At 62.8% G+C, this 23,495-nt stretch carries 15 protein-coding genes, 1 tRNA gene and 1 pseudogene; 10 read left to right on the forward strand and 7 right to left on the reverse strand.

What is annotated here, in order from left to right; all coding sequences use genetic code 11:
* Window positions 1-15 precede the first annotated feature (15 nt).
* The gene (locus ACKAMS_RS08080) at window positions 16-1,467 is read right to left on the reverse strand and encodes a glutamate synthase subunit beta (protein WP_020968013.1); all 1,452 of its coding nucleotides are present in this window, start codon (window positions 1,465-1,467) and stop codon (window positions 16-18) included.
* On the reverse strand, window positions 1,460-6,058 hold the full coding sequence (gltB, locus tag ACKAMS_RS08085) for a glutamate synthase large subunit (protein ID WP_408988848.1): 4,599 nt from the start codon (window positions 6,056-6,058) through the stop codon (window positions 1,460-1,462). Before gltB ends, ACKAMS_RS08080 begins: the two co-directional genes overlap by 8 nt.
* Before the next feature lie 556 nt (window positions 6,059-6,614).
* On the opposite strand from gltB, the gene ACKAMS_RS08090 reads away from it, so the two are divergent.
* A complete protein-coding gene (locus ACKAMS_RS08090; protein WP_408988849.1) occupies window positions 6,615-8,054 on the forward strand; it encodes a phytoene desaturase family protein in 1,440 nt (479 codons plus the stop codon).
* Window positions 8,055-8,206: 152 nt separating this feature from the next.
* Here ACKAMS_RS08090 and ACKAMS_RS08095 read toward each other — a convergent pair whose 3' ends face one another.
* From ACKAMS_RS08095 to ACKAMS_RS08110, 4 genes and pseudogenes are all read right to left on the reverse strand, one after another.
* Window positions 8,207-8,941, reverse strand: a complete 735-nt coding sequence (locus ACKAMS_RS08095) for a DUF4190 domain-containing protein (protein WP_230091050.1) — start codon at window positions 8,939-8,941, stop codon at window positions 8,207-8,209.
* 525 nt (window positions 8,942-9,466) lie between these two features.
* On the reverse strand, window positions 9,467-10,051 hold the full coding sequence (locus tag ACKAMS_RS08100) for a GIY-YIG nuclease family protein (RefSeq protein ID WP_408988850.1): 585 nt from the start codon (window positions 10,049-10,051) through the stop codon (window positions 9,467-9,469).
* A gap of 467 nt (window positions 10,052-10,518) precedes the next feature.
* Window positions 10,519-11,703 (reverse strand): TMCO4 family protein, encoded by a 1,185-nt coding sequence (locus tag ACKAMS_RS08105; protein ID WP_257209830.1) that lies wholly within the window; start codon window positions 11,701-11,703, stop codon window positions 10,519-10,521.
* Window positions 11,704-12,430: 727 nt separating this feature from the next.
* Window positions 12,431-13,001 (reverse strand): annotated as a pseudogene (locus ACKAMS_RS08110) (recombinase family protein).
* Between the two features lie 199 nt (window positions 13,002-13,200).
* Here ACKAMS_RS08110 and ACKAMS_RS08115 point away from each other — a divergent pair.
* From ACKAMS_RS08115 to ACKAMS_RS08130, 4 genes are all read left to right on the forward strand, one after another.
* Window positions 13,201-14,295, forward strand: coding sequence for a DUF4238 domain-containing protein (locus tag ACKAMS_RS08115; protein WP_046377658.1), 1,095 nt, complete (start codon window positions 13,201-13,203; stop codon window positions 14,293-14,295).
* Between the two features lie 132 nt (window positions 14,296-14,427).
* Window positions 14,428-15,363 carry a DUF262 domain-containing protein gene (locus ACKAMS_RS08120; RefSeq protein WP_046377657.1) on the forward strand — a complete coding sequence of 312 codons (936 nt, stop codon included), beginning with the start codon at window positions 14,428-14,430 and terminating at the stop codon, window positions 15,361-15,363.
* Window positions 15,353-15,835: an HNH endonuclease family protein gene (locus ACKAMS_RS08125; RefSeq protein WP_167343317.1), complete on the forward strand. Its 483-nt coding sequence runs from the start codon at window positions 15,353-15,355 to the stop codon at window positions 15,833-15,835. Before ACKAMS_RS08120 ends, ACKAMS_RS08125 begins: the two co-directional genes overlap by 11 nt.
* A 569-nt stretch (window positions 15,836-16,404) precedes the next feature.
* Window positions 16,405-16,746, forward strand: a complete 342-nt coding sequence (locus ACKAMS_RS08130; RefSeq protein WP_408988851.1) for a hypothetical protein — start codon at window positions 16,405-16,407, stop codon at window positions 16,744-16,746.
* A gap of 53 nt (window positions 16,747-16,799) precedes the next feature.
* Here ACKAMS_RS08130 and ACKAMS_RS08135 read toward each other — a convergent pair.
* Window positions 16,800-16,885: transfer RNA gene (locus ACKAMS_RS08135), tRNA-Leu, on the reverse strand.
* A 254-nt stretch (window positions 16,886-17,139) separates the two neighbouring features.
* On the opposite strand from ACKAMS_RS08135, the gene ACKAMS_RS08140 reads away from it, so the two are divergent.
* The 5 genes from ACKAMS_RS08140 (at window position 17,140) to ACKAMS_RS08160 (ending at window position 23,493) form a co-directional block, all read left to right on the forward strand.
* A complete protein-coding gene (locus ACKAMS_RS08140) occupies window positions 17,140-18,507 on the forward strand; it encodes an FhaA domain-containing protein (protein ID WP_408988852.1) in 1,368 nt (455 codons plus the stop codon).
* A gap of 186 nt (window positions 18,508-18,693) precedes the next feature.
* Window positions 18,694-19,158, forward strand: coding sequence for an FHA domain-containing protein (locus ACKAMS_RS08145; RefSeq protein ID WP_003943418.1), 465 nt, complete (start codon window positions 18,694-18,696; stop codon window positions 19,156-19,158).
* Window positions 19,155-20,579, forward strand: coding sequence for a PP2C family serine/threonine-protein phosphatase (locus ACKAMS_RS08150; RefSeq protein WP_003943416.1), 1,425 nt, complete (start codon window positions 19,155-19,157; stop codon window positions 20,577-20,579). The genes ACKAMS_RS08145 and ACKAMS_RS08150 overlap by 4 nt, the downstream gene beginning before the upstream one ends.
* Window positions 20,579-22,030: an FtsW/RodA/SpoVE family cell cycle protein gene (locus ACKAMS_RS08155; RefSeq protein WP_007735775.1), complete on the forward strand. Its 1,452-nt coding sequence runs from the start codon at window positions 20,579-20,581 to the stop codon at window positions 22,028-22,030. Before ACKAMS_RS08150 ends, ACKAMS_RS08155 begins: the two co-directional genes overlap by 1 nt.
* Window positions 22,027-23,493: a penicillin-binding protein 2 gene (locus ACKAMS_RS08160; RefSeq protein ID WP_007735774.1), complete on the forward strand. Its 1,467-nt coding sequence runs from the start codon at window positions 22,027-22,029 to the stop codon at window positions 23,491-23,493. Before ACKAMS_RS08155 ends, ACKAMS_RS08160 begins: the two co-directional genes overlap by 4 nt.
* Window positions 23,494-23,495 lie beyond the last annotated feature (2 nt).

Genomic DNA, 23,495 nt, shown 5'->3' on the forward strand with positions numbered 1-23,495 from the left:
GCTTTGTAAGAGCCTCTAGCGCTGCGGAGCCGCTGTCGGGTGGATCGGTGACGGAAGGGCGGTGACACCCTCGAGGTAGGTGTCCACAGCGGCTGCTGCGGAACGTCCCTCGGCGATGGCCCAGACGATCAGGGACTGACCGCGGCCCATGTCACCGGCCACGAACACGCCGTCGACGTTGGTGTTCCACTTCGACGTGCGGGCGACGTTGCCGCGCTCGTTCAAGTCGACACCGAGATCGGTGAGCAGACCCGGCTTCTCGGGACCGACGAAGCCCATGGCCAGGAGCACGAGATCGGCTTCGAGCTCGAAGTCCGAGCCCTCAACCTTCTCGAAACGACCCGACTTCATCTCGACCTCGTGAGCCTTGAGTCCGGTGACCTTGCCGTTTTCACCGACGAAGTTCTCGGTGTTGACGGAGAACAGACGCTCGCCGCCTTCCTCGTGAGCCGAAGCCACGCGGAACATGAGCGGGTACGTCGGCCACGGAGTCTGCTCGGCACGAGTCTCCGGCGGACGCGGCATGATCTCGAACTGGTGCACGCTGGCTGCGCCCTGACGGTGCGAGGTACCGAGGCAGTCCGCGCCGGTGTCGCCGCCGCCGATGATGACAACCTTCTTGCCCTCAGCAGTGATGGTGGGAGCGTCGAGGTCACCCAACTGCACGCGGTTGGCGATCGGCAGGAACTCCATCGCCTGGTGGATGCCGTCCAGTTCGCGGCCTGGGATCGGCAGATCGCGAGCTGCGGTGGCGCCGCCGGCCAGAACCACTGCGTCGAACTGCTCGCGCAGCTCGTCCGCGGTGATGTCCACGCCGACATTGACGTTGGTCTTGAAGACGGTGCCTTCGGCTTCCATCTGCTCGAGACGGCGGTCGATGTGCCGCTTCTCCATCTTGAACTCGGGGATGCCGTAGCGCAGCAGGCCGCCGATGCGGTCTGCCCGCTCGAAGACCGTCACTGCGTGACCGGCGCGGGTCAGCTGCTGCGCTGCAGCCAGACCGGCCGGACCACTGCCGACAACTGCGACCCTCTTGTTGGTGGCGTGCGCGGCGCGAACCGGCTTGACCCACCCTTCGTCGAAGGCTTTGTCGATGATCTCGACCTCGACCTGCTTGATGGTGACCGGATCCTGGTTGATGCCCAGGACACAGGACGCCTCACAGGGTGCGGGGCACAGACGACCGGTGAACTCCGGGAAGTTGTTGGTCGCGTGCAGACGCTCGATGGCGTCGTGCCAGTGGTCCTTGAAGACCAGATCGTTCCACTCGGGAATCAAGTTTCCGAGAGGGCAACCGTTGTGGCAGAAAGGAATTCCGCAGTCCATGCAACGGCTGGCCTGGGTCTGGAGGGTTTCCTTCGGGAACTCCTCGTAGACCTCTTTCCAGTCGAGCAGGCGCAACGGCACCGGCCGGCGAACCGGAAGTTCGCGCGACGTGTGCTTCAGGAAGCCGCTTGGATCACCCACGAGCTGCCTCCATAACTGCCTCGTCCACGTTCTTGCCATCCTTCTCTGCGGCCGCGATGGCCAAAAGAACCTTCTTGTAGTCGCGGGGCATCACCTTTGCGAAGTGACCCACCTGCTGCGACCAGTCGCCGAGGATGCGCGTGGCAACCTCGGAGCCGGTTTCGTCGCGATGACGTTCGATGACGCTCTTCAACCAGGTGAAGTCGTCGCCCGAAAGATCCTCGAGGTCCACCAGTTCGGTGTTGAGGTTCTTCTCGAATGCCTTGTCGGGGTTGTAGATGTACGCGACGCCACCGGACATGCCGGCGCCGAAGTTACGTCCGGTGGCTCCGAGGATGACCACCTTTCCACCCGTCATGTACTCGCAACCATGATCGCCCACACCCTCGACGACGGCAGTGGCGCCGGAGTTACGGACTGCGAAGCGTTCGCCGACGACACCGCGAAGCAGAGCCTCGCCGCTGGTGGCGCCGAACAGGATGACGTTGCCACCGATGATGTTGTCCTCGGCGACAAAGCCTTCCGCTGCATCGAGCGGCGGGCGTACGACGATCCGTCCACCCGAGAGGCCCTTGCCGACGAAGTCGTTGGCGTCGCCGTGCAGGCGCAGGGTCATACCGCTGGGCACGAAAGCACCGAAGCTGTTACCGGCGGAACCGGTGAACGTGATGTCGATGGTGCCCTCGGGCAAGCCCTCTCCACCGAACGCCTTGGTGACCTCGTGGCCGAGCATGGTGCCGACCGTGCGGTTGACGTTGGTGATCGCGGACTCGAACGAGACCGCCTCACCCTTGTCGAGTGCGTTGCGGGCCGAGACGATCAACTGCTGATCGAGTGCCTTGTCCAGACCGTGATCCTGCGTTCCGGTGCAGTGGACGTCCTGGTCCATGAACGCGGACTCGACCTGGGTCAGGATCGGCGACAGATCGAGATTGCCTGCCTTGCTTCCCTTCCAGTGATCGAGAGCGCGCGTGGTGTCCAGCATGTCGACCTGGCCGACTGCTTCGAGCAGCGTGCGGAAACCGAGTTCCGCGAGAAGCTCGCGAACCTCTTCGGCGATGAATATGAAGAAGTTCTCGACGAATTCCGGCTTGCCACTGAAACGCTGACGCAGCAACGGGTTCTGCGTCGCGACACCGACGGGGCAGGTGTCGAGGTGGCAGACGCGCATCATGATGCAGCCCGAGACCACCAGCGGTGCGGTGGCGAAACCGAACTCCTCGCCACCGAGCAGGGCAGCGACGACGACGTCGCGACCCGTCTTGAGCTGGCCGTCGACCTGCACGACGATGCGGTCACGAAGACCGTTGAGCAGCAACGTCTGCTGGGTCTCGGCGAGGCCGAGCTCCCACGGTGCGCCCGCGTGCTTGACGGAGGTCAGCGGGGTGGCACCGGTGCCACCGTCGTGACCGGAGATCAGAACGACGTCGGCATGTGCCTTGGAGACACCGGCCGCGACGGTTCCGACGCCGACCTCGGAGACCAGCTTCACGTGGATGCGGGCCTGCGGGTTGGCGTTCTTCAGGTCGTGGATCAGCTGAGCGAGATCCTCGATCGAGTAGATGTCGTGGTGCGGCGGCGGCGAAATCAGCCCGACGCCAGGCGTGGAGTGCCGAACCTCGGCCACCCACGGGTACACCTTGTGAGCCGGAAGCTGGCCGCCCTCACCGGGCTTGGCTCCCTGCGCCATCTTGATCTGGATGTCGGTGCAGTTGCTCAGGTAGTGCGAGGTGACACCGAAGCGTCCCGACGCGACCTGCTTGATGGCACTGCGACGCAGATCGCCGTTCTCGTCCGGCGTGAAGCGCGACGGATGTTCGCCGCCCTCACCGGAATTGGAGCGGGCGCCCAGACGGTTCATCGCGATGGCGAGAGTCTCGTGAGCCTCGGCGGAGATGGAGCCGTAGCTCATCGCACCCGTCGAGAAACGCTTGACGATCTCGCTGGCCGGCTCGACCTCGTCGATCGAGATCGACGGCCGCTTGCCGATGTTGAAGTCGAACAGACCACGCAGAGCGGCAAGGCGCTCCGACTGGTCGTTGACCATTGTCGTGTACTCCTTGAACACCTCGTACTGACCTGTGCGAGTTGCGTGCTGGAGCTTGAAGACCGTGTCCGGGTTGAACAGGTGGTACTCGCCTTCACGACGCCACTGGTACTCGCCGCCGACCTCGAGCTCGCGGTGAGCGCGCTCTTCGGGGCGATCGAGGTACGCGATGCGGTGACGTGCTTCGACGTCGGCTGCGATCTGGTCGAGGCCGATGCCACCGAGCTGCGACTGCAGACCGGTGAAGTACTCGTCCGTCAGCTCCTGCGAGAGGCCGATGACCTGGAACAGCTGAGCACCGGTGTACGACGCGAGCGTCGAGATGCCCATCTTGGACATCACCTTCAGGACACCCTTGCCGGCTGCCTTGATGTAGTTCGCGATGCCCTTCTCGAGGGTCAGGCCCTCGAGTTCCTTGTTCTGCAGGAACTCGTCGATGGTCTCGAAAGCCATGTACGGGTTGACCGCTGCGGCACCGAAGCCGATGAGGAGCGCCATGTGGTGCACCTCGCGGGCGTCGCCGGCCTCGACGATGAGGCCGACCTTGGTGCGCGACTTCTCACGAACCAGGTGGTGGTGCACGGCTGAGGTGAGGAGCAGCGACGGGATCGGCGCGTAGTCCTCGGTGGACTCACGGTCCGAGAGCACGACGATGCGGGCGCCACCCTCGATTGCCTGCGAGACCTGGTACTTGATGCCCTCGAGCGCACGACGGATACCGTCGCCGCCTTCCTTGACGGGGTACAGGCCGCGGATCACAACGCTGCGGAAGCCCGGGAATTCGCCGTCGTCGTTGACGTGAACGAGCTTCGACAGGTCGTCGTTGTGCAGGATCGGCTGCGGGAGCGCAATCTGCTTGCAGGAGTCCGCATTCGGGTGCAGCAGGTCGCCCTCGGGGCCGATGGTCGCGCCGAGGCTGGTGACAACCTCTTCACGAATCGCGTCGAGAGGTGGGTTGGTGACCTGAGCGAAGAGCTGCGAGAAGTAGTCGAACAGCATCCGCGGACGTGACGAGAGCACGGCGATCGGAGTGTCGGTACCCATCGAGCCCAGTGCCTCGGCACCGGAGAGTGCCATCGGCTTGACCAGCAGGTTGACCTCTTCGCTGGTGAAACCGAAGAGCTGCTGACGCAGCACGACGCGCTCGTGCGACATGTATGTGTACGGGCGGTCCGGCAGGTCGTCCATGTGGATCAGACCTTCGTCGATCCACTGCTGGTACGGGTGCTCGGCAGCGAGTTCGGACTTGAGTTCATCGTCGCTGATGACCCGGCCCTGCGCGGTGTCCACGAGGAACATGCGGCCGGGCTGGAGGCGGACCTTACGGACCACGGTGGACGGATCGATCGGCAGAACGCCGACCTCCGACGCCATGACGACGAGGCCGTCTTCGGTGATCCACAGACGCGACGGACGCAGACCGTTGCGGTCCAGCACGGCGCCGATGACGGTGCCGTCGGTGAAGCACACCGACGCCGGTCCGTCCCAGGGCTCCATGAGAGCCGAGTGGTACTCGTAGAACGCCCGACGAGCGGGGTCCATGCTCTCGTGCTTCTCCCAGGCTTCCGGGATCATCATCAGAACTGCGTGCGGCAGGCTGCGGCCGGCGAGGTGCAGCATCTCGAGCACCTCGTCGAAACGAGCGGTGTCACTGGCGCCCTGGGTGCAGATCGGGAAGATCTTGTCCAGGTTCTCGCGGCCACCGAAGACGTCGCTGTCGATGAGGGACTCGCGAGCGCGCATCCAGTTTTCGTTGCCGGTGACGGTGTTGATCTCACCGTTGTGAGCGACCCGGCGGAACGGGTGCGCCAGCGGCCACGACGGGAACGTGTTTGTGGAGAAGCGCGAGTGGACCAGGCCCAGTGCGCTCTCGACACGATCGTCCTGCAGGTCGAGGTAGAAACCCTTGAGCTGCGGGGTGGTGAGCATGCCCTTGTAGACGAACGTCTGGCCGGACAGGCTGGGGAAGTACACGGTCTCGCTACCCGGGCCACCCTTGCCGGCGCCTTCTGAGCCGAGTTCGTGCTCAGTGCGCTTACGCACAACGTATGCACGACGCTCGAGATCCATGCCGGTGTACTTGTCACCCTCGGAGCCGATGAAGATCTGACGGAACGTCGGCATCGCGTCGCGCGCCAATGCGCCCAGCGATGAGTCGTCGGTTCCGACCTCGCGCCAGCCGAGAACCTTCAGGCCCTCTTCGACGACGATCTTCTCGACTGCAGCAGCAGCCTCGTGTGCATCGGCATCGCCCTGCGGGAGGAATGCGATACCGGTTGCGTACGCGCCTTCGGCGGGCAGCGCGAAGTCCACGACAGCTCGGAAGAACTTGTCGGGAACCTGCAGCAGAATGCCCGCACCGTCACCCGTGTTGGGTTCTGATCCGGCAGCGCCGCGATGCTCGAGGTTGACCAGAGCGGTGATCGCCTTTTCGACGATGTCCCTGCTGCGGCGACCATGCATGTCGACAACAAATGCGACTCCACAGGAGTCGTGCTCATTGGACGGGTGATAGAGGCCCTGGGGGCCTGGAAGTTGCTTCATACCCAGCCTTCGTATGCCATAAAGATGCACCGACGACCAGCAGCGCTGATGGCCATCAACTTGCAATGCAAGTCCTTCAAAGCACCGACACGACGATGTGTTCGGTACCACCGAAGTAGCCGCCCTGCGCAGACGCGATGGTGTGCGTTCTGGCACCCGGCGACGTGAGTCTTCGGTCGGTTGAAACTTTTGTGAGTCAACCGTGTAACGAAAACGATAATTCAGAACCCCGGCACGGGCGCAACTAAGGTAGCCCTATAATTGCTCTGAACTGCGGCGATGCAGGGAGCCAGAAGGCCCCTCGACAGATTTCGGAGCTGCGTCTGTGCAGAGAAGTTCCGATTCACAGGATACCGAATCCGCAGGAAACAGGCGCGATGGGCGATGAATGCAACAACTGGCCGCAGCGATAAGAATCAGCTGCGGCCAGTGCGCCTCGAACTGTAACAAAAGTTGATCGATCAACCAAGGTCTAGGCCTGAATTGTTTGCTCGCAGAATGCCATCGCTGTAATTTCCGTAGGCTCACACCTGAGAAGACGGGTGGCGAAGCGCAAATGACAACAGCAGTAGTGGTGGGCAGTGGCCCCAACGGTCTCGCGGCGGCGATCGAACTCGCCCGCGCCGGAATCGACGTTCATGTCATCGAGGGTGCGGACAAGATCGGCGGCGGTACCCGCAGTAGCGAATACATTGTCGACGGACTCGTCCACGACGATTGCTCCGCCTTCCATCCCACGGCCTTGGCCTCTCCCTACTTCAAGGCCCTCGACCGCGAATTCGGGCTCGCCAAGCATGGCCTGACGTGGCTGTGGCCCGAGATCGATCTGGTCCATCCACTCGACGACGGCACCGCCGGGGTTCTCTGGCGTGACATCAACCGGACCGCTGACGGATTGGGTGCCGACGGTAAGAGGTGGCTCGACGTCTTCGGATACCTCGCCGAGAACTTCGACGAGTTGGTGCAGGACGTCTTCCAGCCGATCGTGCACGTTCCGAAGCACCCGCTGATGCTCGCCCGTTTCGGGACGGGCGCTCTGCTTCCCGCGACGGGTTTCGCTCGGATGTTCAAGACCCCACAAGCGCGGGCGCTGTTCGGTGGCGTCGCGGCGCACATGTTCGGGCCGTTGGACCTTCCCCTGTCCAGCGCTGTCGCGTCAATGCTGACCGCGGCCGCTCATGCTCACGGTTGGCCTGTCGCGCAAGGTGGTTCGGGCTCAATTGCAGCCGCCCTCGCCTCGATCCTGCGCAGCCTCGGTGGCACCATCGAAACCGGGAACTGGGTCACCAACTACTCCCAGATCGCCGGTTACGACATCGTGATGCTCGACATCGCCCCCGACGCGGCCGGTCGTCTGCTCGACGGCCGGCAGCCCGACCGCATTGCCCGGGCCTACCGCAAATTCCGCTACGGCACCGCCGCCTACAAGGTCGACTACGCCGTGCGTGGTGATTCCGACGGAAGCGTCGTGCCGTGGACGAATCCGCATGCCCGCAAGGCCGGCACCCTGCATCTGTCCGGGACGATTTCGCAAACTGCTGCTGTCGAACGCCAGACCGTGCAGGGTCAGATGCCGGACAAGCCCTTCATTCTGTTGGGTCAGCAGTTCTTGGCCGACCCCTCCCGTTCCGTCGGAGACATCCACCCAGTGTGGGCGTATGCGCATGTGCCGCATGGATATCCGGGCGACGCGACCGATGCGATTACGAGTCAGATCGAACGCTTTGCGCCGGGATTCCGGGACCGGATCGTGGGCGTCCACGTGCGCAATGTGCCGCAGATGCAGGCCTACAACCCCAACTACGTGGGTGGCGACATCTCCGCTGGGGCGAACACTGCGCGGCAGATCATCGCGCGCCCCCGGTTCGGGCTCGACTCCTATGCCACCGGCGCCCCGGGCGTCTACCTCTGCTCGTCCGCGACTCCCCCGGGCGGCGGGGTCCACGGGATGGGTGGGTTCAATGCGGCGCGGGCGGCGCTGAAGGCGCGGGGTTGAGGCGTCCCCGATGGGGACGACATTTCGGACATACGTGAACCAATCGTCACTATCCAAGGAAAACGGAGAACTTCTGTCGGACACGCCCGAAACACAAATACGGGCCGTAATTCGAGCACGCCTGCGCTCGCATCACGCCCCAGAATGGGGCGTCACGCGGCACTGGTGGCAGCGACGATAAAGAGCACCAGCCAGAAAGCGACAAACAAATAGCCGAGGATCAGTCCTGCGATAGCCATACCGCGGCCATTCTCACCTGTGCGCTTGATCTGGCTCAGCGCGATATGACCGAAAATGATCCCTAGTACACCGGCGAGGAATCCGAAGATGAGTGCAAGAATCGCAAAGGTATTGGTGGTCTGTGATCGAACGGGTGAGCCGTAGACCGGTTGTCCTTCAGCGGTATAACCGACGATCGGTGCCAACAGTGGACCTGTGGGCGTTGCGGTGGGTTGTTTCGACGACCGTACGGCAGCGAGAATTGCGCCAACGATCAACGCGAGTAGACCCACGAAGTTCACGATTCCGAAGACCACTTGGATCGCTGTTACATCGGTCGCGCGATTCACTGCACCGAGCAGCAGGTTGACACAAAAGGCCATCAGCAGCCAATGCCACCACGCAATCCCGTTGGTCCGGTATATGACGAGTGCAATGCCGACGGCCCCGAGGACAGCGGCCACGCCGATGACGAACCATCCTGGCGCTGAGTCTTTGATAAAAAGTACGTGCAGAAATGCACCGAAGAAGTTGGCGAGGAAGATACCCAAGCCGATCCAAAATATCGGCAATCCCAGCAGTGGCCGAGTAGGTGGGACCGTGGTGACTCGCCCAGGAGTCGCCGGTGGCAACGGCATAGATGCTGATGGCGGATAGTATTCGGACATTGGGACATCTTGCTACAAAGCGCAAAACAAGACAATACCGACCTACCGGTTCACCGCCTCCCTAAACATCCTCACCGCCGTCCCCCGCCCTACCACTCGGCAATTCTAGGAGCCCGCTCGCTGCCTGGGGCGGGTAAGCGCGGGCCCGCGTTTTCAGTCCACCGGGTCGGGATGCCAAATGTTGACGCCATCGCCCAGTCGGACGTGCATTCTTCAGCTCCGCGACACTAGTTCCGAGGAAGCGGGCTTCCAGCTCCGGATCCGCCGGGCCGGAAACCCGCCAGGCACCGCCGAGTCCACTCTGTTCCCAACCCGAAGCCCGATACACCGCTCGGACGTTGTCCGCAGCAACGAAGAAGATCGGGACGTCCGGTGTGTTGCGAACAGCCGGGCCGGCGCGCCACCAGCCTCGGCCTTCTTCGTAAACTCGCTCCTTGGAGTTATCTGGGTTCAGAGCCGTATTAACGATGAGAATAACGCAGCGCAGTTCGATCTCTGGTGCCGCAGAGGCGGCATAGCGTCGGATCAGCTCCGGTAGCGGGGGCCCCGCTCCGTCGTGGTGTGACCGCTCGCAATGGTCACCAACACGGCCTCATCCGTCGGCGCTTCTGTCAGGCGGAGCGCATCGATCAAGGTTTGCTCGATGGCATATGCGCTCTTGTCAGCTGTCGCCTCGGGCTCGATCCGGTGCCTAAGGATGATGTTTTCGACTATCCTGCCAGACTGATAGATATCTCGAATACGTTGGTTCTTTGCCGATTTCACTGTGAAGGATTCACTTTCGATTCCGTCTTTGACGAATTCAGCTGCTCCCATCGCGGACCAGACGTGACCGTAGACGCGATCTCCGACTCCCTTTCCTACGTAAAGACGGAGCGATCTCGTGGGTCGATCAGCGCATAAACGTAGCAACACTCCAACTCGCAACCACCCCATGACCACAGCACCCCCTCGGACCAACCGATGACGATGCATGCACGAATGGGTCGGCGTGCCAGTCGGAGCTTCCCGCATTCTCGGCTGCCTCCTCTTCGCCCTCGTCATCACCTGGTGGGCAGCCTGAAAGAAACTTCTCTGTCGAATAGTTAATCCCAGCAGATTTTTCGACATAGATTACCGACGCGAGTTCTCGACAGCTCGACCTCCGATCAAGCTGGGGATACGCATGGTTCACAGAAGCGTCGAATATCGATCGAATCTCGACTGGCCGTTGCGGATTCCGATTCCCTCGCAATCAACCATCCCCAACGGGGCAGAGCGCAATCGCTGGGACTATGGGCGCGACTGCACTGTTTCCACAGTGAATTTTCATCTGGATTCGACCGTCGGCTAGTTCCAGAAATTGTCTTCGCCGCGGTCCGGCGCTCGGCGAAGATCCGTTGGGACGCTTCCGAGCCCGCTGAGCGGTACGCGGGCGACCGACGCTGCCGGGCCGGATCGCTCGGTCGCTCAAGGCCACGCACTCGCTGCCTCTTAGCGCCGGATTCGGCGGATCTGCTCCTCGACCCCCGCGATTCAGGGAATAGTGTTTCGAATTCTTCTCCGTTCGATAGGATATCTCCGACAGAGAAGCTCTATCAGTTGAGCTGCACGTTTTCGAGATACTTTGAATGACCAGCGACAATAGCGGAGACGTCGTGGTCGTGGATTCGGTGGTAGTCGGTGCGGAAACCAACGAATCCGACCGCCGTTTGTCCGGCTTGGGCGGTCTTATAGGCGTACTTGAGCACACCATCGTTCGATGAGTGGTAGTTGTGCACGGCGCCGGTGACTGCTTTGTTGAGAAGTCGCCAGTCACCACCCGACCCGACTGCAGCGCCTAGCAAATGGACCGTGTCGATCTTCGGTCCGCTCCTCGCCGTCGCAAGGGTCTGGGCTGCTGTGGCTGCAACGCGGGCACCAAGGCTATGCCCGACAAGCACGTAACGTTTTGCATCGGTTCTCGCCAATAGTCCTGCCAGAGCCACGCCCGTCCGGTCTGCCTTGACTTTTGCAGTGTGCCAAGGGTTTTTGGCAACGGCTGCTATCACCAGCGCGGGTGCCAACGGTCCCAGCTTCTTCGCGCCCGCCCTTCCCGCCTTTGCAGCCAGCCCCTTGACTCCGAGCGCGGCTGCAGGTTGTCCACCCAGCGCCTTGGCCATTGCCACTAAGTCTCCGAGATCATTGCTCCCCCAGTGAACTCGATAGATCGGCGAATCCGGGTAGCGTCGTGCGACAAAATCCTTCCAGTCCTTGCGTGTGTCCGCTCCCTCGCTGAACAGTCCATTCGCGACGATCACGGCTGTGCCGGACCCCGCCTTGATCAGTTCGATCGAGAACGACTTGTCAGCACCGATGTAAGCCGTTGTCACGGAACTGCCCAATGCGCCGCCGAGGGCTCCACCGACAGCTGCGACGACTGCTGTCCCGCCAGCCATGCCCAGCCCACCCGCAGCGATCGAGCCACCACCAAGCAAGGCCAACCCGTAACTGCTCGCTGCGGCCCCCGTGTAGCCACCCCCTGCGATGCTCAGGCTACCTATTGCACCGCCAATCGCCGGAGCAGCGAAAAATGCGCCGGTCGCAAGGGCGCCCGCGGAGAGAACGGAAATCGCTGCTACACGTGAGCCTAGTGCGAGGTTGCGACGTTCGAAATCGAGGAATTCGTGGTAGTCCTCCAGCGCCCCGAAGCTTGCCGACGCCTTTTCGAACCCGGGGATCTCATGCCTGTGCTCGGCGCAGTACCGCGGCACCAGCACAGCTGCGAAACCTCGCGTGGCCATGTTCGTGCACCCGGGACCTGCGCATCCCAGTGTCGGCGATCCGCACGATTCGCATAGGTACGCCGGCATCGTGCCGAATCCTTGCGTCAAGCAGCGGTGGTCGCTTCGGGTGAAACATGCTGAGCACCAGGAATTCTTCGACACGGTACCTAATTTGTCGATCAGTTCGGCGATGCCAGCCGCAGTCTTACGGTGCGCACTCGCCTGCTCACGATGACTTTTCCGCTCGGCACCCTCCGGTAGCGTGCGGTCTAAATGATCGTGCTTGGCGAATGCCCATGCGTTGTGGACTAGGGCAGGGTTGGTGCCCAACGCGTCGTCACCGAGAACGCGAGGCTCCAGATCGCCGAGCGCACCGTTGCAGCGCATCGTCAGCCCTCCCGGGCTGCGAACCTCGCATTCGAACTCTGTGTTGCCGAGTGAACGAAATACGACTTCAGCGGACCTTGCCACTACTTTGCCTTCCTTAAATTTTCTTCGATCAGCTTGAAAGCGGTTTTCATAAAATGTGTTCAACGCGATCCGGCAGCTTTGCTCGCCGAGCACGCTGCCACGGTGGACACCATCGGACTACTACCGCATATAGTTTCCCGAGTCGCCCCACCTGAAAGGCGCATCGAGTCAAGACGGTTCAGACGTTGCCGCACATAGCATGACACTATGTGCGGTCACTCCTTAGCGCCGGATCGGGCGGATTTGCTCCTCGCTCCCGGGTAACGGGCACCGATTAGTCGGACATTACGCGATAGAACATTGCTCGGGAGATGCCGAGCATTTTGGTGATCGTCGCAACGGACTCTCCGGTCTCGCGCATGCGACCGAGCCACCCCCGCCTGTTCGCTCGTGAGCGCCTTCGGTCGGCCGGTCTGCTTACCACGCGCCTTCGCCGCCTCGCGAGCAACAGCTGCGCGTTCATGGATCAACTCTCGCTCGAGTTCTGCGAGCGACGCGAGCACGCCGGCGACCATGCGGCCGGCGGACGTCGAGGTATCGATGCCTTCCCGGAGGGCGCGGACGTAGATGCCACGCTTGCGGGGTGCGTCGAGGGTGTTGATCGTGTCGACAAGGGAGCGGCCCAGTCGATCGAGGGCTGGCACGAGGAGGGTGTCGCCTTCGCGGACGTAGTCGAGAGCAGCAGCGAGACCGGGACGATCCGCGTGAGTGCCGGACATGATGTCGCCGAAGATGCGGTCCACGCCGGCGGCCTTGAATGCGTCGTGTTGTCCGTTGAGGGTCTGGTGTCCGGTGCTGACGCGGGCGTAACCGACGAGGTGTCCGGTGCGGGTCACTGTGCTCATAATCCGGACAGTCTCACAAGTTGGCGAATTGAACAACGGTGAGACGTTGGTTTTAGTACGTACTTGTGAGACGCAGTGAGCTGGTCCAACATCCGATCCCCGCGCACGAGCGAGCGGGTGTCTCAATTCCAAGGTTTTGGAACGCTCCGCTGGAGTGACAATAGAGGCAGCGTCGGACCCGGCACGTACGCTCCGCCGCATGGTTCCTGATCTGATGAAGCTGATCGAGATGATGAGTTTCGAGCACGAATGGCTGTCAGAGAAATTCGTCGCGGAGTCACAGCAATTAGCCGTGAATGAGAAGGGCCGGAAACATCATTACGTGCCGCAGATGTATTTGCGTAGATGGGCGCTGGACGGGAAGGTACAGCCCACACAGGTCGATACACAGCAGGTTCATCGGCCGCAGCCTCCGAAAGAAGTTGCGTACCAGAATAACTTCTACAGTCTCCCTCCTGCCGGCAGTGCGATGGACCTACCGCTCAAGTGGCTCGAGACCCATCTCGGCCGCATCGAGGCTGACTGTGCACTTCGACTGGACGAGCTGGAGGCATGGGGCTCTGGGTTAGTGTCGGATGACTCGTTGAAGCGAGATCTATCGGTATTCCTCGGACTTCAGGTCACTCGGACTCCCAGCAATCGTCAACGCTCCCTTCTATTGGTCAACGGCCCGGACGCGGCGAAGCGGATGTTTCTGAGAAAGATGAACCCGCGGTTGAGCATTTCCGAGATCGAGCAGTCCCTGCGGAATCGGCACGCTGATCCGAAACAGGAAGTCCTGGATCTGATGATTAAGGATGTCCGCAACGTTGTCGCCGATTCTCTCTATCAACGCGAATGGGCGTTATTCCGCACCGATTCTCCCGTCATCACATGCGATGACCCGGTCATATTTGTGTCTGGACCACCGCTGACCAGGAAATATTCTGTAGGTGCCTTGATGAGCGCTGTAGTGCTCTATCCGGTTAACCCATATTGCGTCCTGGCGATGCTCAGGCCCGGTCTTCGGCATCGTGGACCCTACCGGCTCGACAAATCGGAAACGCACAGCGTCAATACTGAAACGGTAGGGGCTGCCGCCAAGACAACGTTCGAACGCCCTGGTGACGGCATAGCAGCGCACATCGCGGTGCCACCACGGCCTCCGCAGATTGAACTCGACGATGAGACGGTGAAAAGACTGGATACCGAAGCTGCTTTGCAATTGCTATTACGTGCGGCCAGCCCGCGTAGTCGGTGGGCTGATGTCGAAACCGCGCCGGCCTGGCCCGTACCGCGCTGGTACAGCGGGTAAATGCACGTCGGGTACGTGAATCGGTTGTCGCACGGCTCCTATGCCCTCCGTCAACAGTTTTAGGGAGATCGATTTGAGCTGCTGCTCGAATGCGTCGACGTCACCGAACGGCCGGGAACCCTCGGGGGCGGGATGCCGGCACCCTGGTACACCGAACAAGCCGCGATCGTTTACCGCAAACAGAAGAACTTCGTCGCCGAAGTCCGCATCCTGCAACGGTGGATCGACGCAGCCCGCCGCAACGGCTGTGCTGTGCAATCACGACTGTGTGTGGTGGCCATCAACTTGTCCGGTCATGACGACGATCAGCTGATCTTCGAGACGCTCAACGATCGAGGCGCACCACTGCTCAAGGCTGACCTGATCAAGAACTGGATCTTCCAGCAGCGCGAGAAGATTCGCGCAGAGACTGATACCTGGCCGGATCAGTTCTGGAACGACTTCGACGATGACTGGTGGCGGGAGGAGACCTCCCAGGGCCGGCATATGCGCTCGCGTATCGACACGTTCCTGCAGTACTGGCTGACCATGCGCACCCGCGACGAGGTCCTCACCGACGACGTGTTCCGCACGTTCACCGAGTACGCGGCAGACCGTATGTCGGCACCCGCTGCGGCCGAAGGGTTCCTCGCCGCGCTCCTGCGCGACGCCGAAAAGTTCAGGTCGATGGCCGATAACCCAGCCGACACCGAGGTGGGGCGGTTCCACCAGCGTGTGGTCCAAGAGTTCGAGATGGCGGCCACGATGCCGCTGTTGATGTGGATCATCTCCGACAACCACAACGTGCCCGATGCGCAAGTGCAGCAGGCGCTGTCGGCGCTCAAGAGTTGGGTGATCCGCCGGACATTGCTGCGGCGCAACATGAAGGACGTCAACAAGACGATGGTGTCGATCCTCGGGATGCTCGACGAGAGCTCCACCGACACTATCGGCAGCATCGTTGCCGGATTCCTCGCCGTCCAGAAGTCCGAAGCCCGACGTTGGCCGACCGACGAGGAGATGGTCGCTGAAGTCCCGAACCTGCGGATGTACGGCAATCCGGCAGGGACGCCTTCGAGTGGTGCTTGAAGGCGTCGAGCACCACCTTCGCACCGAGTACAACGAGGACGTCAGTATCGGACACACGTTGCAGATCGAGCATGTGATGCCACAGAAGTGGCACACCCACTGGGACACCGGCCTCGACGAGGGCGTTGCCGCCGATCGCGATCGTTTGGTCAACACGCTCGGCAACCTGACGCTGGTCACCCAGAAGCTCAACGGTTCGTTGTCGCATCGCCCCTGGACTGATGAAGAGGCGGCGGTATCCGCGCCCACAGGCAAAGAGGCCGGCCGTGGCAAGCGATCACTGCTCAGCAAGTTCAGCGTTCTGCGCGTGAACACGCAGATCATCGACGAGTATGGCAATCGGTGGACCGACCAGGACATTCGATCGCGTTCGATGGAATTGACGAAGCGGATCTGTCAGGTATGGGTCGGCCCGGACAAGGCATGGCCGACAGGCTTATCCGTGCACGTCGATAGTTCTCCGACGGCGTAGCGTCAAGCGGTTGGTACAACGCCTTGCGCCGGGATGAGGGCGGCTGTCAAGCATCGTGGCAGGGGTGATTGAGCTCGTGAAGTATCCGGATCGGGGATCGGCAGACGCCGATCCCCGCGCAGCGGGCTGCCTGACATAAGGGACGGTTATCGGACCCGGAAGTTCAGCAATGCGAGCCCCCGCCCTCGAAAACAGTTGTACGACAATGGGACATCAGGCGAACCCCTGCACTGGTGGGTGGGACCACAGATCCGGCCGTCGGCCGAGGCGGTCCTCATTGACCTCGCCAACCGGTTCCTCAAAATGCCGCTGGTGCCATACCCTTCACAGCCGCCGCACACGGTAGGCAAACCACGATCAAAGCGGTGACTACAAAACACATCATTGTGAAAGCCTGCACCGGCGCTCCGTCGACAACCCCGTCCGATAGCTCTATAAGCGCGGAACACTTCGTGCGAACCACCCCGCCATGGGGTGAATGTCCGTTATCTTCCTCGATAGTGGTTGCAATCTCCTGGCTGCTTGGCATCCCGCGCACGGATGCTGTCACCACGAAAGGGAGCACATCTGTGAATGGACCCGCAACGCCTGCTCGTTTGTCCCGAACCACCGCAGCCCTCGGTGTCGGCGCACTCGCTGCCGCGATCACCTTCGGCAGTGCAGTCGGTACTGCATCAGCCGATAGTCCGGTCGTCGACTTCGGCAGTATCTCTTTCTCGGTGACCAACGGTCCCGACAACACCATCTACGACATCAACGCCGTCATCAATCTCCCACCCGGCACACTGCCGCCAGGGATGATGAACCCTCAGATCACTGCGCCCGCCGCGGCCACTCAACCAGTCGGCAACCCGTTTGCGGGCACCGCATTGGACTTCGTTCTGAGCTTCATTCAGGCTGCGGCCAGATAGCCGACAACAAAAAACGAGGCCACCAACTCTTGTGAGTTCGTGGCCTCGTCTTGTGGTGGGCGAAGGGGGACTTGAACCCCCACGTCCCGAAGGACACTGGCACCTGAAGCCAGCGCGTCTGCCATTCCGCCACTCGCCCGAGCAACGCCGAAACATTATCACGACAAACTTTGAAAGTTCTATTCGTGCAGATCAGGGCACGAATAGATGAACACCGAGCACCCGAAAGCCCAGAACCGATACCATGCTGAAACAGCGGCCAGGTACTGCCGAAGCGACATTTGACAGTACCGTGGAACCTGTACAGCAGTTTGGACGACACGCGACAAGGCAGTGCCGGCGCTACTTGCCGAGCATTTTGCTGTCGTAGATGCGAGGCGAGAGGAGGGCCCGATGGGCATCGTGCAGCGTTTCGAACGAAAGCTCCAAGGAGCTGTCGGCGACGCATTCGCGCGGGTCTTCGGTGGTGGTGTTGTGCCGCAGGAAGTAGAGGCGGCGCTCCAGCAGGAGGCACGTGACCGCGTCGAGCACCTCGGCGGCGGAATCCTTCTCGCCCCCAACAACTACGTGATCACCATCAACAACTCCGATCACGAAGAGTTGGCAGCAGATCGCGAACTGACGACAAAAGCTTTCAGCCGACACCTGCAGGATTTCATCCGCGATCAGGGTTGGCAGACGTACGGCGACATCTCGGTCACATTCGAGCCTTCGCCTACGCTCCACACCGGTCAGTTCCGCACCCGCGGAACCGTCGACCCGGATGGTGACGCCGAGCAGGCATCGCCGCCGTCGCATGTTCCGCAGGTTTCGTCGCGGCCTCCACAACGGCCGCCTCAGCGACCCGCACCGATTGTTCCCCCTGTTTCCAATCCAGTCCCGTCACAACCAGGAGCCGGCCCCATGACGCAGAACTCAGGCTACGAACCAAGCCGCGAACCGGCGGGTCGCCAGCCCGAACCGCAGCAGCCGGCACGGAACGGGTACTCCCACGACGACGGCGGTTACGCCGCTCCGCAAGGCCAGGAAGCGCCGTACCAGAACGGTTACGACCGCGGCGACGGTTACCGCACGGGCGACGACCAGCAGGGCTACAACCAGCAGCAGGGTGGCTACGACCAGCAGGCGTACCCGAACCAGCAGCAGCCGTACGAGCAGGCCGGCTACGACCAGCAGAGCTATGACCAGCAGGGCTACGGTCAGCAGGCGTACCAGGGTGGGTACGACCAGCAGGGCTACCAGCAGGGCGGCTACGACCAGCAGGGTTACCAGCAGCCCTACAACGGCCAGTCCTACGATCAGCCGGGCTACGACCAGCAGAGCTACCAGCAGGGCGGCTACGACCAGCAGGCGTACACACAGCAGCCGTACGAGCAGGCCGGCTACGAGCAGGGCGGCAACTTCGAGCAGACGCAGGCCTACCCGCAGCAGGGCTACGCCCAGCCGCAGGGCGGTTACGCACCGACGGCCCAGAGCCTGACGGCAACCCTGCAGCTCGAGGACGGCAGCGGACGCCACTTCCAGCTTCGCGACGGCAGCAATGTCATCGGCCGCGGCCAGGAAGCTCAGTTCCGCCTCCCGGACACCGGCGTCTCACGTCGCCACATCGACATCCGTTGGGACGGCCGCACCGCGATGCTGTCCGATCTGGGATCCACGAACGGCACCACCGTCAACGGAGCACCGGTCCAGGACTGGCAGCTGGCAGACGGCGACATCATTCGCGCAGGTCACTCGGAGATTCTGGTTCGCATTCTCTGAGCTGAGAAACGGACGCCAGGATTTTTCCGATAACAATCGAACATTCGGCGGTCCGTCGGCGCGCCGCCGTCACGCGGCTGTCAGTATCGTGATCTTCGGGGCCCAGAGCCCCCTATGATGCTGCCAGTCGACAATGCTCGAACCCCGCTGCGGCGGGGCTCGAGCCATAGAAGGAGGTGGACAGCCGTGCAGGGCCTGATTCTGCAACTCACACGGGCGGGCTTCCTGCTCCTACTGTGGCTGTTCGTCTGGGCAGTCCTCCGCACTCTCCGCTCCGACATCTATGCCGGCTCCGGGGTCAGGGTTCCGCCGCGGTACACCCGCGCCGGAAAGGTCCTGCCCTCGCTGGGCAAGGCGAAGGTGCCTCGGTACCTGGTGGTCACGCAGGGCGCCCTCGCCGGCACCCGCATCACCCTGGGCTCTCAGCCGGTGATGATCGGTCGCGCTGATGATTCGACGCTCGTTCTCACGGACGATTACGCGTCGACGCGCCATGCGCGGCTCTCGCAGCGCGGCGCCGATTGGTACGTCGAGGATCTCGGTTCGACCAACGGCACCTATCTGGACCGCGCCAAGGTCACCACTGCGGTGCGCGTGCCGCTGGGCACTCCGGTTCGCGTCGGCAAGACGGTAATCGAGCTACGCCCGTGACCCTTGTTCTCCGCTACGCGGCGCGCAGCGACCGCGGTCTCGTGCGCTCCAACAACGAAGATTCCGTGTACGCCGGTGCACGCCTGCTGGCCTTGGCCGACGGCATGGGCGGACACGCGGCCGGTGAGGTCGCGTCGCAGTTGATGATTGCCGCTCTGGCGCATCTCGACGACGACGAGCCCGGCGAGGATCTGCTCGGCAAGCTCGAGGCAGCCACCCGCGAGGGCAACGATTCCATCGCCGATCACGTCGAGGAAGAACCCGAACTCGACGGCATGGGCACCACGCTCACCGCGATCCTCTTCTCCGGCAGCAAGCTCGGCCTCGTGCACATCGGCGACTCGCGCGCCTACCTGCTGCGTGACGATCACCTGACGCAGATCACCCGCGACGACACGTTCGTTCAGTCGCTGGTCGACGAGGGCAGGATCACCGCCGAACAGGCACACACTCACCCGCAGCGATCCCTGATCATGCGGGCGTTGACCGGCAACGAGATCGAGCCGACGCTCACCGTGCGCGAAGCCCGCGCCGGCGATCGTTACCTGCTCTGCTCCGACGGCCTCTCCGACGTGGTCAGCGACGAGACCATCGAGAACACGATGCGCGAGGGCTCGCAGGAGCAGTGCGCCGATCGTCTCATCGAATTGGCGCTGCGCAGCGGCGGTCCCGACAACGTCACCGTCGTCGTCGCCGATGTCATCGACCTCGACTACGGCCAGTCACATCCCATCGTCGCGGGCGCCGCGTCGACGGAAGAGGAAGAGGACGCCCCTCCCCCCAACACCGCTGCCGGCCGCGCCGCTGCCATGCGTCCGCCGCGCGCGACGCCCAAGCGAGTTGTCTCCCAGCCCGAACCGGAACCGAAGAAGAAGCGGAACCGGTTGTGGTGGGTGGTCCTCGCCGTGGTGCTGATCGCGCTGGTCGGCGTCGGCGCAGTGATCGGCCGCGCCGTCATCCGCAACAACTACTACGTCGGCGAAGACAACGGCCGCGTGACGGTGTTGCGCGGAATCCCCGGTTCGGTGCTCGGCTACTCGCTGCAGGACGCGGATCTGGTGGGCTGCGTCGGCGACGACGACGTCCTGACCCTCGTCTCCCCCGACGCGATTCCCAGCAACTGCAACATCCTCGAGGTCACGGATCTGCAGCCGTCTGCGCAGGAGCAGGTGCGCGCCGGGCTGCCGTCCGGCAAGCGTGAAGATGCGCAGAGCCAGATGATCCGTCTCATCGGCGGCGATCTGCTTCCTCGTTGTGAGCCGGTTCCGACAACGACGGCCGCGCCCACTCCCCCGCCTGCACCGGAGACCACTCCGGCTCCTGCGCCGCCCGCTGAGCCGGCCACACCGACTACGGCTGCACCCACGACTACGCCTACGCCGACCGACATTCCCGGTCAGACTTGCAGGACGGTCAACTGATGTCGTCCAACGCAGCTGCGGGGACGGCTTTTCCGAGTCCGCCCGGAGGTTTTGCCCCGGCGCCGGTCCAGTCGACCCGTCGAAACATGGAGCTGCTGCTCCTGGGCTTTGCCGTCATCATCACGACGGTCTCGCTTCTGCTCGTCGAGGCGAGCCAGGAACAGAAGATCACGCTGGACCTCGCCAAGTACGCGCTTGCGTACACGGGCTTGTTCCTGATCGCGCACTTGGCAATTCGACGGTATGCGCCGTACGCCGATCCGCTGCTGCTGCCGATCGTCGCCCTGCTCAACGGCCTGGGGTTGGTGCTCATCCACCGACTCGACCTCGCCGACGAACAGACAGCGCTCTACAACGGCGTCGAGGCACCGTCACCGGATGCGAACCAGCAGGTCATGTGGACAGCACTGGCGATCACCGGTTTCGTGTTGCTGCTCGTGTTCTTGAAGGACTACCGCCTGATGGCGCGGTTCAGCTACACGCTCGGCCTCGCGGGCCTGGTGTTCCTGGCGATTCCCGCGATCCTGCCGGCGAAGTTCTCGAGCGTGAACGGCGCAAAAATCTGGATTCGCCTGCCCGGATTCAGCATTCAGCCAGGTGAGTTCGCGAAGATCCTGCTCATCATCTTCTTCGCGTCAGTGCTCGTCGCCAAGCGCGACCTGTTCACCTCGGCCGGTAAACACTTCCTGGGCATGGACTTTCCGCGTGCCCGCGACCTGGGCCCGATCCTGCTCGCCTGGATCGTCTCGGTGGGTGTGCTCGTCTTCGAAACCGACCTCGGTACGTCGTTGCTGCTCTTCAGCACCGTGCTGGTGATGCTCTACATCGCGACCGAGCGTGTGGGCTGGCTGGTGATCGGCGGCGGACTGCTCGCCATCGGATTCTTCTTCGCCTACAAGATGTTCGGACACGTGCGCGTTCGCGTCGACACCTGGCTGGACCCGCTCGGCGACTACGCCAATACCGGTTATCAGATCTCGCAATCGCTGTTCGGCCTGGCCACCGGTGGTATCGCCGGAACAGGTCTGGGCAGTGGCCGGCCCAACCAGGTGCCGTTCGCGAAGACGGACTTCATCATCGCGACCATCGGCGAAGAGCTCGGCCTGATCGGCCTGGCCGCTGTGCTGATGCTGTTCCTGCTTCTGATCGTGCGCGGCCTGCGTACGGCGTTGGCGGTGCGCGACAGCTTCGGCAAACTGCTGGCCGCCGGTCTGTCGTTCACCATCGCGATCCAGATCTTTGTCGTCGTCGGCGGCGTCACCAAGCTGATCCCGCTGACGGGTCTGACTACACCGTTCATGTCGTACGGCGGCTCGTCGCTGCTCGCGAACTACCTACTGCTGGCCATCCTCGTCCGGATCTCGGACGCGGCACGTGCGCCGGTAGTGACGAAGAAGAAAGGTCCGCCCCCAATCGCTGACGCCAATACCGAGATGATGCCGCGCGTATGAACACTCCACTGCGCCGCGTCGCGATGGCCGTCATGGTGATGGTCGTCGCGCTCCTCGCCAACGCCACGTACGTACAGGTCATCAAGGCTGACGACCTGCGAGCCGACCCGCGCAACTCGCGGGTGCTGCTCGACGAGTACTCACGCCAGCGAGGTCAGATCTCGGCTTCCGGTCAGGTGCTTGCCGCCTCCCGCGCCACCGACGACCGGTACAAGTACCTGCGCGAGTATCCGAATCCGTACCCGTACGCACCGGTCACGGGCTTTTACTCGATGCAGTACGGCAGCGCCGGCCTCGAGCGCACCGAGGACCCGATTCTCAACGGCTCGGACAACCGGCTGTTCAGTCAGCGCTTCTTCGACCTGGTGTCCGGACGCGATCCGCGCGGCGGCAACGTCGTCACGACGCTCAATCCGGCCATGCAGCAGGTGGCGTACGACCAGCTGACCAGCAAGGGTTACACCGGTTCCGTCGTCGCCATCGAGCCGAGCACCGGACGCATCCTGACGATGGTCAGCACGCCGAGCTACGACCCGAACCTGCTTGCCAGCCACGACGGCGCCGAAACCACGAAGGCGTGGGACGAGCTCAATGCCGATCCCAACGATCCGCTGGTCAACCGCGCGATCTCGCAGACCTACCCACCCGGCTCGACGTTCAAGGTGCTCACCACGGCCGCAGCTCTTGGCAACGGTGCGACGCCGGACGACCAGCTGACCGCGGCTCCGCAGATCACGCTGCCCGGCACCAGCACGACCCTCGAGAACTACAACGGCAGCACCTGCGGCCCCAACCCGACGGCGTCGTTGCGCGACGCGTTTGCGCGCTCGTGCAACACGGCTTTCGTCGAACTGGGCATCAAGGACGGCGCGGACGCCATCAAGGACGAGGCCAGCGCTTTCGGCATCGGGCCCAACACTCCGGCGATCCCGCTGCCGGTTGCTGACAGCACCGTCGGCGACATCTCCGACGACGCGGCTCTCGGCCAGACCAGTATCGGCCAGCGCGACGTCGCGGTGACCCCGCTCGAGAATGCAGTGATCGCCGCGACCGTCGCCAACGGCGGTGTGCGGATGCAGCCCAACCTGATCTCGCAGTTGCAGGCACCGGATCTGACCGATCTCAGTACGCCGTCACCGGTGTCGATGGGTCAGGCGATCTCGCCGGCAGTGGCCGCAACGCTGACTGATCTGATGATCGGCTCGGAGAACTTCACCGGCGGCGACGGCAAGATCCCCGGGGTTCAGATCGCGTCCAAGACCGGTACCGCCGAGCACGGCGTGAACCCGCGGGAAACTCCGCCGCACGCCTGGTACATCGCTTTTGCACCGGCGCAGAATCCGACGGTCGCCGTGGCCGTCATCGTCGAGAACGGTGGTGACCGCGGACTTGCCGCTACCGGTGGCTCGGTTGCTGCGCCGATCGGTCGTGCAGTCATCGCAGCCGGAATCCAAGGGGGCTGAAC

It is taken from the genome of Rhodococcus sp. 5A-K4, assembly GCF_046097995.1.
GTDB lineage: Bacteria > Actinomycetota > Actinomycetes > Mycobacteriales > Mycobacteriaceae > Rhodococcus_F > Rhodococcus_F erythropolis.

Bases quoted from the DNA above. Each gene is read 5' to 3' on its own strand.
- ACKAMS_RS08120 (WP_046377657.1), top strand. From the start codon at position 14,428: ATGCCGGCACCCTGGTACACCGAACAAGCCGCGATCGTTTACCGCAAA.
- ACKAMS_RS08115 (WP_046377658.1), top strand. From the start codon at position 13,201: ATGGTTCCTGATCTGATGAAGCTGATCGAGATGATGAGTTTCGAGCAC.
- ACKAMS_RS08100 (WP_408988850.1), bottom strand. From the start codon at position 10,051: ATGTCGAAAAATCTGCTGGGATTAACTATTCGACAGAGAAGTTTCTTT.
- gltB (WP_408988848.1), bottom strand. From the start codon at position 6,058: ATGAAGCAACTTCCAGGCCCCCAGGGCCTCTATCACCCGTCCAATGAG.
- ACKAMS_RS08155 (WP_007735775.1), top strand. From the start codon at position 20,579: ATGTCGTCCAACGCAGCTGCGGGGACGGCTTTTCCGAGTCCGCCCGGA.
- ACKAMS_RS08160 (WP_007735774.1), top strand. From the start codon at position 22,027: ATGAACACTCCACTGCGCCGCGTCGCGATGGCCGTCATGGTGATGGTC.
- ACKAMS_RS08095 (WP_230091050.1), bottom strand. From the start codon at position 8,941: ATGTCCGAATACTATCCGCCATCAGCATCTATGCCGTTGCCACCGGCG.
- ACKAMS_RS08090 (WP_408988849.1), top strand. From the start codon at position 6,615: ATGACAACAGCAGTAGTGGTGGGCAGTGGCCCCAACGGTCTCGCGGCG.
- ACKAMS_RS08140 (WP_408988852.1), top strand. From the start codon at position 17,140: ATGGGCATCGTGCAGCGTTTCGAACGAAAGCTCCAAGGAGCTGTCGGC.
- ACKAMS_RS08105 (WP_257209830.1), bottom strand. From the start codon at position 11,703: ATGGCCACGCGAGGTTTCGCAGCTGTGCTGGTGCCGCGGTACTGCGCC.